This is a genomic window from Ralstonia sp. GX3-BWBA (genome assembly GCF_003290055.1).
Classification (GTDB): Bacteria; Pseudomonadota; Gammaproteobacteria; order Burkholderiales; family Burkholderiaceae; genus Ralstonia; species Ralstonia holmesii.
This window is the reverse complement of the sequence record NZ_QMKS01000009.1, coordinates 622,179-637,051: the sequence shown is the minus strand read 5'-3', so window position 1 is coordinate 637,051 and position 14,873 is coordinate 622,179. Positions and strand designations below refer to the sequence as shown.

The following is a 14,873-nucleotide window of genomic DNA, read 5'->3' as shown; positions in this document are numbered from 1 at the left end:
CCAGCAATTGTTTCTGTATATTTGTCGGAAACAGAAACTATTTCGATTTCGAGGCGTTTTCAACCATGCGAACCCAGCGCAAGCCCGTCCGGGCCCTCGATAAGCTCGATCGGCGCATCCTCGACCTGCTGCAAAAGGACGGACGGCTGTCGATGAAGGAGCTGTCCGAGGCGGTCGGCCTGACCATCACGCCGTGCATCGAGCGTGTTAAACGGCTGGAGCGCGAACGCTTCATCCTCGGCTACTACGCGCGGCTCAACCCGGCCATGCTGGGCGCGTCGCTGCTGGTGTTTGTGGAGATCAGCCTGGGCAGCAAATCCGGCAACATGTTCGAGCAGTTCCGGCGCGAGGTGCTGCGCATTCCCGAGGTGCTGGAGTGTCATCTGGTGTCGGGCGATTTCGATTACCTCATCAAAGCGCGCATTCGCGAGATGAGCGAATACCGCCGCTTGCTGGGCGACATCCTGCTGCAGTTGCCTGGCGCCGTGCAGTCCAAGAGTTACATCGTGATGGAAGAGATCAAGGAGACGCTCGCCATCGATGTGACGGAAGGGGCCGCGTGACGTAGCGTTGTCACGGAAACGCCTTAGGCTGGCCGGCACCTTCATCACCGACACCGGAGCCCGCATGTCCGACCAGCCGATCTTCAAACCGACCCGCCGCACGCTTACCAAGGGCCTCGTTTCCGCCAGCGGCACCGCGCTGCTCGGCTCGCGTATTGGCGACGTGCTGGCACAGGGCGTCGCGCCCGCTGCTGTGACGTCCGAGCGCCTGCGCCCCCAACTGCCTAGCGGTGTGATGAGCGGTGATATCACCGCCGACAGTGCCATCGTCTGGAGCCGCACCGATCGGCCTGCGCGCATGATCGTCGAATACTCGACGGACGCCGCCTTCAAAAACGTCGCGCGCCGCGTTGGCCCAGCGGCCCTCGAAAGCGGCGGGCTCACAGCCCGCGTTGACTTGACGAGCCTGCCCGCTGGCGCTGACATGTTCTACCGCGTCCGCTTCCAGGACCTCGTGCACGACAAAGTCTTCAGCGAGCCCGTCACTGGCCGGTTTCGCGCGGCACCCGTGTCGGCCAATCGCCCGATCTGCTTCGTCTTCTCCGGCGATGAAGCCGGCCAAGGCTGGGGCATCAACGAGCGCTTTGGTGGCTATCGGCTGTACGAAGCGATGCGCCGCGAATCGCCCGACTTCTTCATCCACTCTGGCGACCAGATCTACGCCGATGGCCCGATCCAGGCCGAGGTGAAGCTGCCCGACGGCTCGATGTGGACCAACCTCGTCACCGAGGCCAAGTCGCACGTTGCACAAACGCTCGACGATTATCGGGGTGCCTTCGCCTACAACCAGCTCGACAAAAACAAGCGGGCGTTCTCGGCTGAAGTGCCGTTCCTCGTGCAGTGGGACGACCACGAAGTGCGCAACAACTGGTATCCCGGCCAGCAGATCGGCCCGGAAGAGAAGCGCTACCAGGAGCGCAGCGCGTCGCTATTGGCGGCGCGCGCGAAGCAGGCGATGTTCGAGTACAACCCGTTCCGCTTCAACCCGATCGACCCCGAGCAAATCTATCGCGCGTTCCAATACGGGCCGCTGCTCGACGTGTTCATGCTGGACGAGCGTAGCTACCGCGGGCGCAACTCGCCGAACCGCCAGACCTGGCTGGATGCCGATTCGGCCTTCCTCGGCCCGGCGCAAGCGGCATGGCTCAAGCAATCGCTCAAGCAGTCGAAGGCGACTTGGAAGGTGATTGCCAGCGACATGCCGATCTCGCTGGTCGTGCCCGATCTGAATCCGGACGTGCCCAAGGGCACCTACGAAGCCTGGGCCAATGCGGATGATGGCGCGCCGTCGGGCCGCGAACTGGAACTGGCTGAGATACTGCGCTTCATCAAGCAGGAGAACATCCAGAACGTGGTGTGGGTGACGGCTGATGTGCACTACGCACAGGCCACGTACTACCACCCATCGCGCGCGAAGTTCACGGAGTTCAAGCCGTTCTGGGAATTCGTCGGCGGACCGATCAACGCGGGCACGTTCGGGCCGAACGAAGTCGACCAAACCTTTGGGCCGGACCTGCGTTACATCAGCATTCCCAAGGACAACCCACAGAACCAGTCGCCAGCGGCGCTGCAGCAGTATTACGGGCGCGCCAAGATTGATCCGTCCACGCGCACGATGCACGTGTCGCTTCACGATCTAGACGGCAAATCGCTCTGGGAAGTGAAGCTCGATCCCGAGGCGTAGCCGGTGTCACCCGCAGCGGGGCGGGGGCGGATGCGATAGGATCAGCAAGCCCCCGCATCCATTCTGTTCCGCTGTGTCCGATATGTCCGATCGCCACGTCCCCCGCAAGGGACGCGGCGCCACTTCCAATCTGCAAGGCCGCTTCGAACGCGACGAACGCACGCGCGTCGACGACGGCTGGCAACCGCTTGTCGGGCACCTCGATCCGGATGACGCGCCGCCGCGCATCCAGACCTCCGTCTCCATCGAACGCGCGCGCTCGATCCTGAGCCATAACCAGTCGCCGGATATTCCGTTTGGGGTGTCGCTGAACCCGTATCGCGGGTGTGAGCACGGTTGCGTGTATTGCTTTGCGCGGCCCACGCATGCGTATCTGGAGTTGTCGCCGGGGCTCGATTTTGAGACCAAGCTGTTCGCGAAAGCCAATGCCGCCGAGGTGCTGCGTGAGACGCTGGCCAAGCCCGGCTACCGTTGCGAGGCGATTGCGCTGGGCGTGAACACCGATGCGTATCAGCCGATCGAGCGCGAGTTGCGCATCACGCGCGACGTGCTACAGGTGCTGCACGATTGCGATCACCCGGTCGGGCTCATCACTAAGTCGACATTGATTGAGCGCGACATCGATCTGCTTGCCCCGATGGCGGCTAAGAACCTCGTCGTAGCGGCCGTTACGATCACCACGCTTGACGCCGATCTGGCGCGCAAGCTGGAGCCTCGCGCCGCCACGCCGTCGCGCCGCCTGCGCACGATTCGTACGCTGGCCGAGGCGGGTATTCCGGTGGGAGTCAGCGTCGCGCCGATGATTCCCTTCATCACGGACGACCACATGGAGCAGATTTTGGAGGCTGTGCACGAGGCGGGCGCCACGTACGCGAGCTACATCGTGCTGCGCTTGCCGAATGAGCTGAACGCGGTGTTCCAGGATTGGCTGATGGCGCATTTTCCCGACCGGGCGCAACGCGTGATGAACCGCATCCGCGATCTGCACGGCGGGCAGGATTACAAGGCGGATTTCGCCACGCGCATGCGCGGCACCGGCATCTGGGCGGACTTATTGCGGCAGCGTTTCTACAAGACCGCCGACAGGCTCGGCTTCAGTTACCACCGCTACAATGAACTGGTGCTTGATACCTCGCAGTTCAAACCTCCGGCGCGCGCTGCCAAGCCGCGAAAACCGGTCGATGAGCGCCAGGGCAGCTTGTTTTGACTACTGCGACAGTTCTTTCGCTGCCTGCACCTGCGTTTCGAAATACGTCTGGAAAGTAATGGCGAGACCGGCCATCAGCAGGCCCGTGCCGATCATCAGCGTGAGGACGCTGAGCAATACGACAGGCCAGCCCGAATGCGTGGGCGTCCCGTCGGCATTGAATTGTGCATCCCATTTTTCGTCGGGGCGCAGGCCGTAGACCAGCGCAGACAGATAGCCCGCCAGCACTGAAGATCCACCGATTATTGCGCAGACCCAGCCCGGGATGCTCGCACGCTGCGTCGACCATAGCAGCGCCACGCCAACCGCACCGAGCATCATGGCAAGCACTTGCGACCACGCCCAGAAGTCGCGTCCGCCCTTGAGGTAGAAGCGATGCGCGCCCACGCTACCGAACAGGAAGGCGAGCAGCACGGTCAACAGCTTGGATTTTTTCTGGAGAGCGGTCGTAGGCATAGCGGGCGGTGGACACACGGCAAGAGACAGCGCCGCGCATTCTACGCCCAACATCAACCGCGGCGCAGCCAAAATGGCGGCGCCGGGAGCGCGTCCTAAAGACGCATCAGCAACTGGAAGAAGAGGCCGTCGGTTCGGCCGGATGCGCGCAACGCTGCGGAGCGCTTGCGGCAGGAGAGGCAGGATCACTAAATCGGAACCGGACGCAGCGATGGCACGCTCATCGAAACCGTCGCGTCTTGCTGTAGCCGAGGTGCTTGATGGCGCGAACCGACTTCACCGTAGAGCAGGTGAGCGAGCATCAGCATAAAGGCCGTGGTCCAGATCAGGCCGAGGATAAGCCGCACATGGCGGTGGAGAGGGGATGACATTGAAGCACCTGTTGTCGTTGTGATTGGTGTGATGCATGCGTGCATGCCAAACGTGTGCACGTAGCATCCTAGTACGACTCAGGCGTGCCCCGGCAAGTTCCGGGATGTGAAATGCGGCGGCGCGTGGGCCTTAGCCCCGGCGCGAGCCGCGCCAGTTGCCTTGGTCGCCGTTGCCGCGTTCCTGGCGCATGCGTTCCTGCTGCTGCCAGTCGCCGCGGCCGCCGCCATCCCGAGGTTGAACCCGGCCATTGAGGCGATCATCGGCACGGGCACGCGCTTCCATGCGCTCCATTTGTGCGCGGATGCGGGCCGCCTGCTCGCTACGCGTGTCGGCAAAGAATTGCGCCACCAACGGACGCTCCTGCGGCATCGTCTGTGCCGTTTGCGTCCAGACGGGCAGGGCGGATTTTGCAAAGGCGACGGCGGCTTGACGCGCCGATGCGTTGGCAGCCACAGCGCCCGCAGAGGCGACGATCAGAACGCCTGCCGCCAAGGGGCGAAGCAATGCGCGAATCGGCATGGCTATCTCCTGTCGGGCAAGGATTCGAAAGCGCCACGCGCCGCGTGCTTCTGGTATGTGCAACAGAGATCGGCAGCGCGTGTTCATGCTTGTCAATGTAAGGCTTCACTCAGCAGGCATCCACTGTCCGAACGTTACCCGTGTAACGAGATGTTTCGTGCACGCTTTGCCATGGCGAAGGGCGGCGCCGAGGTCATTTCCCTGTGTAGCGGATGCGATACACAGCGCCGGCCAAGTCGTCGGACACCAGCAGGCTGCCGTCGGGTGCCACGAGCACATCCGCTGGACGTCCCCACGGCTGTTCGCCCTGCAACCAGCCGTGCGCGAACGGTTCCTGCTTCGTCACATTGCCGGCAGCGTCCAGTGCGACGCGCATGACGCGGTAGCCCACTTTCGACGATCGGTTCCAGGAGCCATGCTCGGCAATGAAGATGTTGTTCCGGTACTCAGCCGGAAAGCTGATCCCTGAATAAAACCGCATGCCCAATGCCGCCACATGCGCCCCGAGCTTGGCGACAGGGGGCACGTAGTTGCTGCATGGGTGTCCGGCCCCGAATTCCGGGTCCGGAATGTTGCCCGCGTGGCAGAACGGGTAGCCGAAGTGCGGATTGGGTTTGGTGATGCGATTCAGCTCGTCGTCGGGCACGTCGTCACCCATCAGATCACGGCCGTTGTCGGTGAACCACAATTCGTGCGTGGTCGGGTGCCAGTCGAAGCCGACCGTGTTGCGAATGCCTCGCGCCACCAGTTCCAAGCCGCTGCCGTCGGCGTTCATGCGCATGATGTTGGCGTACCGGTTTTCATCCGGGCGGCAGATATTGCAGGGTGCACCAACAGGCACATACAGTTTTCCGTCTGGCCCGAATGCAATGAATTTCCAACCGTGATGCGTTTCCGTCGGCAGCTTGTCGTTGATGACCACGGGCTCGGGTGGATTGCCGAGTCGCTTGTCGATGCCATCGAGCCGCACCACACGCGAAACCGCAGACACATAAAGGTTGCCGTCACGCCATGCCACGCCAACAGGGAGTTGCAGCCCGGACGCCACCACATGGATCGGCGCATTCGGGGTCTGCAATGGCATCGCGTAGACTTTGCCGACGCGGCTCCCAACATAAAGAATGCCGCCCGGAGAAAGCGCCATTTCACGTGCGGCCGGCATCGCGTCGGTCAGCACCTCGACACGGAAGCCGGGCGGTACGTGGAGTGTCTCGATGGGGAGCTTGGCGAGCGCCGCAGTCACTGCACCAAGCCAAGCTGCGACCACAATGGCGGGCTTTACGTACCGTCCTTGCCGCGCGTGCCGCCCGGCATCTCCACTCGCTACGCCTAAGTGTTTGTTTGGTCGGAGAAATTGCGCTATACTTGCGTGTTTCTCTGTACGCATACCCAGTTTTTCAAGGAATAGATCCATGGTCGTGATCCGTCTGGCCCGCGGTGGCTCCAAGAAGCGCCCGTTCTTCAATATCGTTGCGACCGACTCGCGTAACCGCCGTGATGGCCGTTTCATCGAGCGCGTCGGTTTCTACAACCCGCTCGCCGGTGAAGGCGAAGAAGGTCTGCGCATCGTGCAAGACCGCCTGACCTACTGGGAAGGCGTGGGCGCACAACTCTCGCCGACGGTTGCCCGTCTGGTGAAGCAAAACGGCAAGAAAGCTGCTGCCTAAGTTTTAGCATGCGTCGATCGACGGTGCCGTCCGAGCACTTCCTGCTGTGACGCGCGCCGCATCGACACGGCCCGGTCCTGTGGCTGCCGCAACGCAAGTAACCTCGCAAAAGGTTGCTGAACGGCTGCAAGCCATGCGCCCGGGGGCAGGCACCAATCCGACGCTCCCAGACGATCTCGTCGAGGTGGGTTATGTCGGTGGGGCCTACGGTATTCGCGGTTGGATCAAGGTCCAGTTGCACGGCGATGCCGACGCGCTGTTGAATGCCCGCACGTGGTGGCTCAAGCCGCCTGCTGGCGCGTTGGCAACGTCGGCAGACTGGCTGGTGTTTCCCGTTGGCACGTCGCGCGAGCATAGCGGTACGGTGGTGGCGGGTTCGCCTGCCGCGCCCGACCGCAACGTCGCCGAGGCACTGCGCGGCTATGCCGTGTGGGTCAGCCGGGCCGATTTTCCCGAGCCGGACGATGACGAGTTCTACTGGGTCGATCTGATCGGCGCCACGGTCGTCAACGAGCAACAGGAAACGCTTGGCACGGTGGCCGGCCTGATCGACAACGGTGCGCATCAAGTCCTGCGTATCGTCGGTGAAGGCGAGGTCGAGCGGCTCGTGCCATTTGTCGAGGTTTACGTGAAGTCGGTGGATGTCGCAGGCAAGCGCATCGTCGTCGACTGGGGTCTGGATTACTGAACATGCGGCCGGAGAATTCGGCGATGCAGTTTGACGTCGTCTCGCTGTTTCCGGACATGTTCCGGGCGCTGACGGACTGGGGGATCACCAGCCGCGCAGCCAAACAGCAGGTGTACACGTTGCGCACCTGGAACCCGCGCGATTTCACGACGGACAACTACCGTACCGTGGACGACCGCCCTTACGGCGGTGGTCCAGGCATGGTGATGCTGGCCAAGCCGCTGGAAGCTGCGCTGGATGCAATTCACGAGGCGCAAGCGCCGGCGGCGTCGCATGTGGTGCTGCTGTCGCCGCAAGGCAAGCCGCTCACGCACAAGCGGGTGATGGAGCTGGCGCAGCTGCCGGCGCTCACGTTGTTGTGCGGGCGCTATGAAGCGATCGATCAACGTCTGGTCGACCGTCGAGTAGATGAGGAAATCAGCCTTGGCGATTTCGTCCTCTCCGGCGGAGAGATTGCAGCGATGGCGATCATCGACGCCGTAGTGCGGCAGTTGCCCGGCGTGCTGGGCGATGCGCAGTCGGCAGTGCAAGACAGTTTCGTCAATGGTTTGCTGGACTGCCCGCACTACACGCGGCCGGAAGAGTACGAAGGTGTGCGTGTGCCAGATGTGCTGCTGGGTGGTCACCACGCCGAGATCGAGAAGTGGCGCCGCCAGCAGGCGCTGTTGAATACGATGCGCAAGCGGCCCGATCTGATCGAGGCAGCGCGCAAGCAGGGTTTGTTGTCCCGCAGCGATGAGGTCTTCCTCGCTGCCGCGGCGATAACGGCAAAGGGGTCAGAGACTTCCATACCGGAAGGTTCGGCCAAGTGAAGTTCCCATCCTCTACCGGGGCCGCGGTCAACCGATCAGGCAAAACGCCGGCATGATGGTCTAGGAGAAAAAGATGAATCTCATCGAGCAAATCGAGCAGGAAGAAATCAAGCGCCTGACGGCCAACAAGACGATCCCCCCGTTCGCCCCTGGTGACACCGTGATCGTCAACGTGAACGTCGTTGAAGGCACCCGCAAGCGTGTGCAGGCGTATGAAGGCGTCGTGATTGCCAAGCGCAATCGTGGCCTGAATTCGTCGTTCATCGTTCGCAAGATCTCTTCGGGCGAAGGCGTGGAGCGTACGTTCCAGCTGTACTCGCCGCTGCTGGCCAGCATCGAAGTGAAGCGTCGCGGTGATGTGCGCCGTGCGAAGCTGTACTACCTGCGCCAACGCTCGGGCAAGTCGGCACGCATCAAGGAGAAGCTGACCTTCAAGCGCAAGGAAGCCGCAGCGGAGTAATCTGCGCGCGTTGCGAAAAGGCACCTTCGGGTGCCTTTTTTCTCTTTTGCGGCGGAAGATTGACCACATGTGTGTCTTCCGCCCACAACTCATTCATTCCCATCCGATGCGCCGTCCTGTGTTCGATCCTGAGCAGTTGCCGGTGGTGCCGACCGAGGCATCATTGCCGGCGCTCGGGGTCACGCGGCTGACCGCCGAGTTCGTGCGTGAACGGCTGCAAATGCCGCCCGACTGGCAGCCGGAGCAGACGGACGAATCCCGCCTGATCGACGCTTCGCTCAAGTTGCGCGAGGCAGCGGTGCTGGTGCCGCTGGTGCAGCGCGAGGCGGGTTTGACGGTGCTGCTGACGCAACGCAATGCGTCGCTTAGCCAACATGCTGGCCAAGTCAGCTTTCCGGGCGGCGGGCGCGAGGACTTTGACCGGGACATGGTCGACACGGCGCTGCGCGAAACGATGGAGGAGGTCGGCATCAGTGCGGATCACATCGAGGTGATCGGTAGCTTGCCTGACTACATCACCGGGACGGGTTTCCACGTGAGCCCGATTGTCGGGTTGCTGGTGCCTGATTTCACACTTCAGCCCGACCCAAGTGAAGTGGCCGAGGTGTTTGAAGTGCCGCTGGCCTTTTTGATGGACCCGGCCAACCACGAAGTGCGCGAACTGCGGTGGGAAGACCGTGTGCGTCGTTTCTATGCGATGCCATATCGGCGCTCTGGCCAAGAGTCTGACTCTGGTCATCACTTCATATGGGGTGCGACGGCGGGTATGCTGCGCAACTTGTATCACCTGTTGGCAGCGTAGCGTCGGCGCGAATATGGGCCCCAAGGTGCGCTGTTGCGCGCACGCTGTGTGCTATCGTCTTGCACATCGCCTCCACGGCGTGATCCACGCCTTCGCAACGCCCTTCCAATGACTTTTTTCTCCGTACTCTGCGCGCTGATTCTTGAACAGTTCCGTGCGCTCAGCCGGGACAACCCGATCTACGACGTCGTGCGCGCACTGGCCGCGCGGGCAGAAGAATGGTTCGACACGGGCCATCGTCGCGACGCCGTGCTCGCCTGGTGTGTGGTCACGCTACCGGCCGTGGTGGTCGTGGCGCTGGTGCACTATCTGCTGTCGTCGATCAGCCTTGGGCTGGCGTTCCTATGGAACGTGCTGATGGTCTATCTGACGCTTGGTTTCCGCCAGTTCAGCCACTACTTCACCGATATCCACGAGGCGCTGCGCAGCGATGACGTTGTCACTGCGCGCCTGCTCCTCAACGAATGGTCGGGGCAGGACACGACCGACATGCCTGTCAATGAGATCGTCCGCCATACGCTCGAATGCGCGATCGTGGCGGCGCATCGTCACGTGTTTGGCGTGTTCTTCTGGTTCCTGGTGCCGATCGGCCCCGCGGGTGTGGTGTTGTACCGCGGCGCTGAATACCTCGCTCGCCACTGGAGCGATACGTCGACGGAGCGCAGCCCCGCGCTCGGTCTCTTTGCCCGTCAGGCATTTTTCGTCATCGACTACATCCCCGCGCGCCTGACTGCGATCGGCTTCTCCATCGTCGGTAACTTTGAAGATGCCGTGTACGCGTGGCGCAACCGCGCTGCCAAGTGGAACGACGAAGTGAATGGCATCCTGCTGGCGGCCGGCGGCGGTGCACTGGGCGTGCGCCTTGGCACGCCCATTCCGCAACGCGATTCGGTCGATAGCATTGCCGACGAGGACGGCGCCTATCCAATGGAAGTGGGGCAGGAGCCGAACGTACGCACGCTGCAGTCAGCTGTGGGACTGGTGTGGCGCGCGGTGGTGCTGTGGATGCTGCTGCTGGCGATGCTGTCGATTGCCGTGTGGTTGGGCTGATGCGGCTGTCACCTAGCCGCTGAACGATCAATCAGGCCGCATCCTCGCGGTCTTTGCCGCAGCGCCAGCACTGGGCGAACTGCGGCTCGTGGCTCTCTCCGCAATGCACGCAACGCCATGCCGGACCGGTCGGCGGATGCTGCGCTTGATCGATCAGCGCTCGGGCCTGCGCTTCCTGCGCCGGGTTCACGAGCCACACTTGCGCTGCGCAGTCCTGCGGAGGAACGTCACCCGCTACGCTGCTCAGGTAAATGTTGCGCAGCTCGGTGCGGATGCCGGCGGCAGACAGCACGTTTTGCCAGTGTGCTGCCATGCCGAGCGATGAACTGCTGATCAGCAACTTCATCTCAGCCTCCCCGAACGTGTTACGAAGCCGCTACCAAGGCTTCTGTTGCTCCGATTCGTGCAGCAGTTGCGCGTAAAGCTGGTGCCGCCGTGGATCGATCTTGCCTTCGGTAATCGCACCCAGAATGCCACAGCCGGGTTCTTGCAGGTGTCGGCAGTTATAAAAGCGGCACTCGGTCAGGCGGGGGCGGAATTCGGGAAAGGCGCGTTCCAACATGCCTTCGCTCAGGTGATGCAGGCCGAATTCCTGGAAGCCCGGCGAGTCGATCAGCACGCCGCCCTGGCCCCATTCAGCGGGTAGGTGATAGAGCCGCGTGAACGTGGTCGTATGCTTGCCGGAATCCAGCTTCTCGGATATCTCCCGCGTTTGCGCGTCCACGCCCGGAATCAGCAGATTCAGCAGCGATGATTTGCCCATGCCCGACTGTCCGATCAGGATCGAAGCGCGCGCAGCCACGTGCGGTTCGAGCGCGGCGTGCGCGGCGTCCGGCGCGCCATGCACGGTCAATTCCACGATCGTGTAACCCAGCTCTCGGTAGAGGGCCAAGCGCGAGCGCGCCGTCTCCAACCGCGCGGTCAGGTCGATCTTGTTGAGCAGGATCAGAGGGGTGATCCCGAGGGACTCTGCCGCGACAAGCGCGCGGCCGAGCAGGTCTTCCGAAAAGCTCGGCTCGGTGCCGAGCATGATGATGATCTGATCCAGGTTCGCTGCCAGCACCTTCGATTTGAACTGGTCTGAGCGGTGGAGCAGGTTACGGCGCTCGTCCACGCGCACGACGACGCCCTGGTCGACGGCGGTGGCTTCATAGACCACGCGATCGCCGACAGCGCATTCGCTGCGCTTGCCGCGCGGGAAGCATTGCAGGAAACCGCCGCCTTCGCGTTCTACCAGGTAATGGCGCCCGTGTGCGGCGATGACGAGCCCGTGTTCGCCAGTGGCGGCCTGCTTATGGGCGCGGCCCAGTTTGCCGCGCGTCATGCCGTGCGGGCCTGTACAAGGCGCTCCACACGCTGCGATGCAGTGGGGTGCGAATAGTAGAACGTTGAGTAGACCGGGTCCGGGGTGAGCGTCGATGCGTTGTCCTGGAACAGCTTGACCAGCGCCGAGACGAGTTGATTGGCATCGGAGTGCTCGGCGGCGAAGGCATCTGCTTCGTATTCGTCCTTGCGCGATGACAGGCTCGCCAGCGGCGAGACGAAGAACGTGAATACCGGCAGCATCAGGAAAAACAGCATCAGTGCCAGCGCGTGGTTGTCGGAGAACAGGTTCGGCGCGACGCCTAGGCCCAGGTAGAACCACGTGCGCGTCATGAGCCAGCCGAGCAGCGCCAGTGCACCGAGGCTCAGAACGAACGTCACGGCGATGCGCTTGGTGATGTGGTGGCGCTTGAAATGGCCCAGCTCATGCGCGAGCACGGCTTCCATTTCGGACGAATTCAGGCGGGCGAGCAGCGTGTCGAAGAAGACGATGCGCTTGGTTGCACCAAAGCCGCTGAAGTAAGCGTTGCCGTGGGCGCTGCGGCGGCTGCCGTCCATCACGAACAGGCCCTTGCTGGCGAAGCCGCAGCGCTTGAGCAGGCTTTCGATGCGCGAGCGCATTTCCTCGTCCTGCAGCGGAGTGAACTTGTTGTAGAGCGGTGCGATGACGTTTGGGTAGATCGCCTGAACAAACAGCATGAACGCCATCCATACGATCCAGGTGTAAAGCCACCAGTACGCGCCCATCTTGCCCATCAGCCAGAGCACCGCCAGCAGCAGCGGCAGGCCCAGCACGGTGCCGATGGCCAAGCCCTTGAGGTTGTCGGCCAACCATAGCTTGAACGTCATGCGGTTGAAGCCGAATCGTTCTTCCACGACAAACTGGCCATACAGCGAAAACGGCAACTCGATCACGCTGCTGATCGCGATGACCGATGCGATCAGCGCCACGCCATACGCATAACCGGGGCCAAACACGCCCAGCCATGCCTGGTTGATCCAGTTCAGCCCGCCGAGCAGCGTCAGGGCGATCAGCAGGGCGGCCTGAACCGGCACTTCCAGCATCGCCAGGCGGGTGCGAGCGATGGTGTAGTCCGCGGCCTTGCGGTGCATGTCCAGTGTGATCGACTCGGCGAACTGCGCAGGCACGGCATCGCGGTGACGCGCCACGTGACGGACTTGCCGCGCGGCTAGCCACAGGCGCGTGGCGGACATCAATACAAGGGCGATCAGGAAGACAGCGGTAAAGGCGGGCATGTGGGGAAACACCTATCAGATATGCGAAAATTATAGCCTTCAGTCATTTTCTCAAGGCCCTTGAGTGAGCACCCCAGTGAGTACCCCTGTTTCGTCCGTCGCATCCTCCTCGCCCGCCAACCGCGTTGCCGCCAAGAGCGATAACAACCTTGTCTGGCTCGACATGGAGATGACCGGCCTGAGCCCCGACAACGATCGCATCATCGAAGTGGCCGTGGTGGTGACGGATTCGGAGCTGAACATCCTGGCTGAAGGCCCAGTGCTGGTGATCCATCAGTCCGACGAGCTGCTCGACGGCATGGACGCGTGGAACAAGGGCACGCACGGCCGTTCGGGTCTGATCGACAAGGTCAAGGCGTCGACCACGACCGAAGCGGAAGCGGAAGCCGAACTGCTGGCGTTCCTCAAGAAGTGGGTGCCGAAGAGCAAGTCGCCGATGTGCGGTAACTCCATCTGCCAGGACCGCCGTTTCATGGCGCGCTACATGCCCAAGCTCGAGGAGTACTTCCACTACCGCAACCTGGACGTCTCCACGCTCAAGGAACTCTGCAAGCGCTGGCAACCGGCCATTGCCAAGGGCTTTACGAAGCACCAGCGGCACACGGCGTTCGCAGACATCATCGAGTCGATCGAAGAGCTGCGCTATTACCGCGAGCACTTCATCCGCGACGTGCCGCAAACGCCGGACGCTGAAGCGCTGGCGTCTTCGGTCGCCCCGTAAGCGTTAAACCTGCAGCGGTTTTACACGTACAGCGTGCTTGGGCCGCCAGGCCTTGACCACGCTGTCGTGCGTCTCGACATACGGGCCGCCGATCAGGTCGATGCAGTACGGCACAGCCGCAAAGATGCCCGGCACCGTGGCGCGGCCTTCCACATCCTTCAAACCTTCCAGCGTTTCCTTGATGGCGCGCGGCTGCCCGGGCAGGTTGATGATCAGCGTGGCGCGCGACGGCGTTTCGCGGATCACCGCTACCTGACGCGACAGAATCGCCGTCGGAACGAAATGCAGGCTGATCTGGCGCATCTGCTCGCCAAAACCCGGCATTTCCTTCGTGGCGACGGCCAGCGTGGCCTCGGGCGTCACATCGCGGCGCGTCGGGCCAGTGCCGCCCGTGGTGAGCACCAGATCGCAGCCGGCATGGTCGACGAGGTCGATCAGTGTTTCGGCAATCGCCGCTTGTTCGTCCGGAATCAGCCGCTCCACCCCTTGCCACGGCGACGATAGCGCGGTGCCAAACCAGTCCCGCAGCGCGGGAATCCCTTCATCCTGGTACGTGCCGGCCGAGGCGCGGTCTGAGATCGACACAAAACCGACGATCAGTTCGTCGGCGTGGCGGCGGGTGATCGGCGCGGAGGGGGCAGGGGCTGTCATGCGTCGTCGCCTTCGGCTTCGGGTTGATCGGCGTCGTCTTCGTCGCGGTCATTGCCGGACAGGGCCTGCTTGACCATTTGGAACAGCTCGCGCGACGACTTGGGCGGCTTGGCCAGCTGTGCTTCCTTGCGCGCATTGCGCACCAGCGTACGCAGCGCCTGCACGTCGGAATCCGGGTGCGCTGCAATGAACTCGGTAACGGCGTCGTCGCTGGCGATCAGGCGGTCGCGCCAACGCTCGATGGCGTGCAGACGTGCGGTTTCCGCCTTGGAAGCGCCAACGAAGGTGGCCAGGACGCGGCGAATGGCTTCGACTTCCTCGTCGGTCAGGGCGCGCATCAGCTTGCCGATGTACTGCATCTGGCGGCGCTTGCCTTCATGGGCGGTGGTGCGTTTGGCTTCGCGCAGGGCGTCGAGCAGCTTTTCGGGCAGCGGCACCTTGGCGAGTTTGTCCTTGGGCAGCGCTTCCAAGGCGGTGCCCAGGTCTTGCAAGGCGTTCACCTCGCGCTTGCGCTGCGATTTGCTCTTGGGCGTATCCGGATCGTCCTCGTCACCGATGTCGGTGCGCACGACGGGTTGGAGATACGTGGGGTTGTGTCGGGATGCTCGGCTCATGGCGCGCATTGTATCTTGCTATGATGG

The 14,873-nt window shown here is 62.7% G+C and carries 19 protein-coding genes; 10 read left to right on the top strand and 9 right to left on the bottom strand.

Annotation, left to right across the window (positions count from 1 at the left end; genetic code table 11):
* Nucleotides 1-65 precede the first annotated feature (65 nt).
* The 3 genes from DOD19_RS10585 to DOD19_RS10575 all read left to right on the top strand — a co-directional run bounded on the left by DOD19_RS10585 (nt 66) and on the right by DOD19_RS10575 (nt 3,454).
* On the top strand, nt 66-563 hold the full coding sequence (locus tag DOD19_RS10585; RefSeq protein ID WP_024976250.1) for an Lrp/AsnC ligand binding domain-containing protein: 498 nt from the start codon (nt 66-68) through the stop codon (nt 561-563).
* A gap of 64 nt (nt 564-627) precedes the next feature.
* Nucleotides 628-2,247 carry an alkaline phosphatase D family protein gene (locus tag DOD19_RS10580; protein WP_112185388.1) on the top strand — a complete coding sequence of 540 codons (1,620 nt, stop codon included), beginning with the start codon at nt 628-630 and terminating at the stop codon, nt 2,245-2,247.
* Nucleotides 2,248-2,329: 82 nt separating this feature from the next.
* Nucleotides 2,330-3,454, top strand: coding sequence for a PA0069 family radical SAM protein (locus DOD19_RS10575; protein ID WP_024976248.1), 1,125 nt, complete (start codon nt 2,330-2,332; stop codon nt 3,452-3,454).
* Here the strand turns inward: DOD19_RS10575 and DOD19_RS10570 are convergent, their stop codons facing one another.
* The 4 genes from DOD19_RS10570 to DOD19_RS10555 form a co-directional block, all read right to left on the bottom strand.
* Complete coding sequence (locus tag DOD19_RS10570) at nt 3,455-3,910, bottom strand: TM2 domain-containing protein (RefSeq protein ID WP_024976247.1); 456 nt, start codon at nt 3,908-3,910, stop codon at nt 3,455-3,457.
* A 188-nt stretch (nt 3,911-4,098) separates the two neighbouring features.
* Nucleotides 4,099-4,281 (bottom strand): hypothetical protein, encoded by a 183-nt coding sequence (locus DOD19_RS10565; RefSeq protein WP_024976246.1) that lies wholly within the window; start codon nt 4,279-4,281, stop codon nt 4,099-4,101.
* Nucleotides 4,282-4,411: 130 nt separating this feature from the next.
* On the bottom strand, nt 4,412-4,801 hold the full coding sequence (locus tag DOD19_RS10560) for a hypothetical protein (protein WP_024976245.1): 390 nt from the start codon (nt 4,799-4,801) through the stop codon (nt 4,412-4,414).
* A 193-nt stretch (nt 4,802-4,994) separates the two neighbouring features.
* Nucleotides 4,995-6,068 carry a sorbosone dehydrogenase family protein gene (locus tag DOD19_RS10555; protein WP_112185386.1) on the bottom strand — a complete coding sequence of 358 codons (1,074 nt, stop codon included), beginning with the start codon at nt 6,066-6,068 and terminating at the stop codon, nt 4,995-4,997.
* A gap of 145 nt (nt 6,069-6,213) precedes the next feature.
* Between DOD19_RS10555 and rpsP the strand changes: the two genes are divergently transcribed.
* The 6 genes from rpsP to DOD19_RS10525 all read left to right on the top strand — a co-directional run bounded on the left by rpsP (nt 6,214) and on the right by DOD19_RS10525 (nt 10,280).
* On the top strand, nt 6,214-6,468 hold the full coding sequence (gene rpsP, locus DOD19_RS10550) for a 30S ribosomal protein S16 (protein ID WP_024976244.1): 255 nt from the start codon (nt 6,214-6,216) through the stop codon (nt 6,466-6,468).
* 133 nt (nt 6,469-6,601) lie between these two features.
* Nucleotides 6,602-7,156: a ribosome maturation factor RimM gene (gene rimM / locus DOD19_RS10545; protein ID WP_024976243.1), complete on the top strand. Its 555-nt coding sequence runs from the start codon at nt 6,602-6,604 to the stop codon at nt 7,154-7,156.
* Between the two features lie 23 nt (nt 7,157-7,179).
* Nucleotides 7,180-7,968 carry a tRNA (guanosine(37)-N1)-methyltransferase TrmD gene (trmD, locus tag DOD19_RS10540; protein WP_024976242.1) on the top strand — a complete coding sequence of 263 codons (789 nt, stop codon included), beginning with the start codon at nt 7,180-7,182 and terminating at the stop codon, nt 7,966-7,968.
* A gap of 73 nt (nt 7,969-8,041) precedes the next feature.
* Nucleotides 8,042-8,428: a 50S ribosomal protein L19 gene (gene rplS, locus DOD19_RS10535; RefSeq protein WP_004629138.1), complete on the top strand. Its 387-nt coding sequence runs from the start codon at nt 8,042-8,044 to the stop codon at nt 8,426-8,428.
* Nucleotides 8,429-8,534: 106 nt separating this feature from the next.
* Nucleotides 8,535-9,230, top strand: coding sequence for a CoA pyrophosphatase (locus tag DOD19_RS10530; RefSeq protein ID WP_112185384.1), 696 nt, complete (start codon nt 8,535-8,537; stop codon nt 9,228-9,230).
* Nucleotides 9,231-9,338: 108 nt separating this feature from the next.
* Nucleotides 9,339-10,280 (top strand): CobD/CbiB family protein, encoded by a 942-nt coding sequence (locus tag DOD19_RS10525; RefSeq protein ID WP_112185382.1) that lies wholly within the window; start codon nt 9,339-9,341, stop codon nt 10,278-10,280.
* A 31-nt stretch (nt 10,281-10,311) separates the two neighbouring features.
* Here the strand turns inward: DOD19_RS10525 and DOD19_RS10520 are convergent, their stop codons facing one another.
* Genes DOD19_RS10520 through DOD19_RS10510 form a run of 3 tightly spaced genes read right to left on the bottom strand, consistent with a single transcriptional unit; the run spans nt 10,312 to nt 12,860 of the window.
* Nucleotides 10,312-10,626, bottom strand: coding sequence for a hypothetical protein (locus DOD19_RS10520; RefSeq protein ID WP_024976239.1), 315 nt, complete (start codon nt 10,624-10,626; stop codon nt 10,312-10,314).
* A 30-nt stretch (nt 10,627-10,656) separates the two neighbouring features.
* Nucleotides 10,657-11,604: a ribosome small subunit-dependent GTPase A gene (gene rsgA, locus DOD19_RS10515; RefSeq protein WP_112185380.1), complete on the bottom strand. Its 948-nt coding sequence runs from the start codon at nt 11,602-11,604 to the stop codon at nt 10,657-10,659.
* Entirely contained in the window at nt 11,601-12,860 is a 1,260-nt protein-coding gene (locus tag DOD19_RS10510) for a M48 family metallopeptidase (protein WP_112185379.1), read from the bottom strand. The genes rsgA and DOD19_RS10510 overlap by 4 nt, the downstream gene beginning before the upstream one ends.
* A gap of 64 nt (nt 12,861-12,924) precedes the next feature.
* Here DOD19_RS10510 and orn point away from each other — a divergent pair, with 64 nt between their 5' ends.
* The gene (orn, locus tag DOD19_RS10505; protein WP_024976236.1) at nt 12,925-13,581 is read left to right on the top strand and encodes an oligoribonuclease; all 657 of its coding nucleotides are present in this window, start codon (nt 12,925-12,927) and stop codon (nt 13,579-13,581) included.
* A 3-nt stretch (nt 13,582-13,584) separates the two neighbouring features.
* On the opposite strand, the gene mog is transcribed toward orn, so the two are convergent.
* Together mog and yjgA are read right to left on the bottom strand one after the other, a co-directional pair.
* The gene (gene mog, locus DOD19_RS10500) at nt 13,585-14,232 is read right to left on the bottom strand and encodes a molybdopterin adenylyltransferase (protein WP_112185377.1); all 648 of its coding nucleotides are present in this window, start codon (nt 14,230-14,232) and stop codon (nt 13,585-13,587) included.
* Nucleotides 14,229-14,846 (bottom strand): ribosome biogenesis factor YjgA, encoded by a 618-nt coding sequence (yjgA, locus tag DOD19_RS10495; RefSeq protein ID WP_275426884.1) that lies wholly within the window; start codon nt 14,844-14,846, stop codon nt 14,229-14,231. Before yjgA ends, mog begins: the two co-directional genes overlap by 4 nt.
* Between the last annotated feature and the right edge of the window lie 27 nt (nt 14,847-14,873).

Bases quoted from the DNA above. Each gene is read 5' to 3' on its own strand.
- DOD19_RS10520 (WP_024976239.1), bottom strand. From the start codon at position 10,626: ATGAAGTTGCTGATCAGCAGTTCATCGCTCGGCATGGCAGCACACTGG.
- rimM (WP_024976243.1), top strand. From the start codon at position 6,602: ATGCGCCCGGGGGCAGGCACCAATCCGACGCTCCCAGACGATCTCGTC.
- DOD19_RS10525 (WP_112185382.1), top strand. From the start codon at position 9,339: ATGACTTTTTTCTCCGTACTCTGCGCGCTGATTCTTGAACAGTTCCGT.
- DOD19_RS10560 (WP_024976245.1), bottom strand. From the start codon at position 4,801: ATGCCGATTCGCGCATTGCTTCGCCCCTTGGCGGCAGGCGTTCTGATC.
- DOD19_RS10575 (WP_024976248.1), top strand. From the start codon at position 2,330: ATGTCCGATCGCCACGTCCCCCGCAAGGGACGCGGCGCCACTTCCAAT.
- DOD19_RS10570 (WP_024976247.1), bottom strand. From the start codon at position 3,910: ATGCCTACGACCGCTCTCCAGAAAAAATCCAAGCTGTTGACCGTGCTG.
- DOD19_RS10530 (WP_112185384.1), top strand. From the start codon at position 8,535: ATGCGCCGTCCTGTGTTCGATCCTGAGCAGTTGCCGGTGGTGCCGACC.
- mog (WP_112185377.1), bottom strand. From the start codon at position 14,232: ATGACAGCCCCTGCCCCCTCCGCGCCGATCACCCGCCGCCACGCCGAC.
- DOD19_RS10580 (WP_112185388.1), top strand. From the start codon at position 628: ATGTCCGACCAGCCGATCTTCAAACCGACCCGCCGCACGCTTACCAAG.
- rsgA (WP_112185380.1), bottom strand. From the start codon at position 11,604: ATGACGCGCGGCAAACTGGGCCGCGCCCATAAGCAGGCCGCCACTGGC.
- rpsP (WP_024976244.1), top strand. From the start codon at position 6,214: ATGGTCGTGATCCGTCTGGCCCGCGGTGGCTCCAAGAAGCGCCCGTTC.
- trmD (WP_024976242.1), top strand. From the start codon at position 7,180: ATGCAGTTTGACGTCGTCTCGCTGTTTCCGGACATGTTCCGGGCGCTG.
- DOD19_RS10565 (WP_024976246.1), bottom strand. From the start codon at position 4,281: ATGTCATCCCCTCTCCACCGCCATGTGCGGCTTATCCTCGGCCTGATC.
- rplS (WP_004629138.1), top strand. From the start codon at position 8,042: ATGAATCTCATCGAGCAAATCGAGCAGGAAGAAATCAAGCGCCTGACG.
- DOD19_RS10585 (WP_024976250.1), top strand. From the start codon at position 66: ATGCGAACCCAGCGCAAGCCCGTCCGGGCCCTCGATAAGCTCGATCGG.
- yjgA (WP_275426884.1), bottom strand. From the start codon at position 14,846: ATGAGCCGAGCATCCCGACACAACCCCACGTATCTCCAACCCGTCGTG.
- DOD19_RS10510 (WP_112185379.1), bottom strand. From the start codon at position 12,860: ATGCCCGCCTTTACCGCTGTCTTCCTGATCGCCCTTGTATTGATGTCC.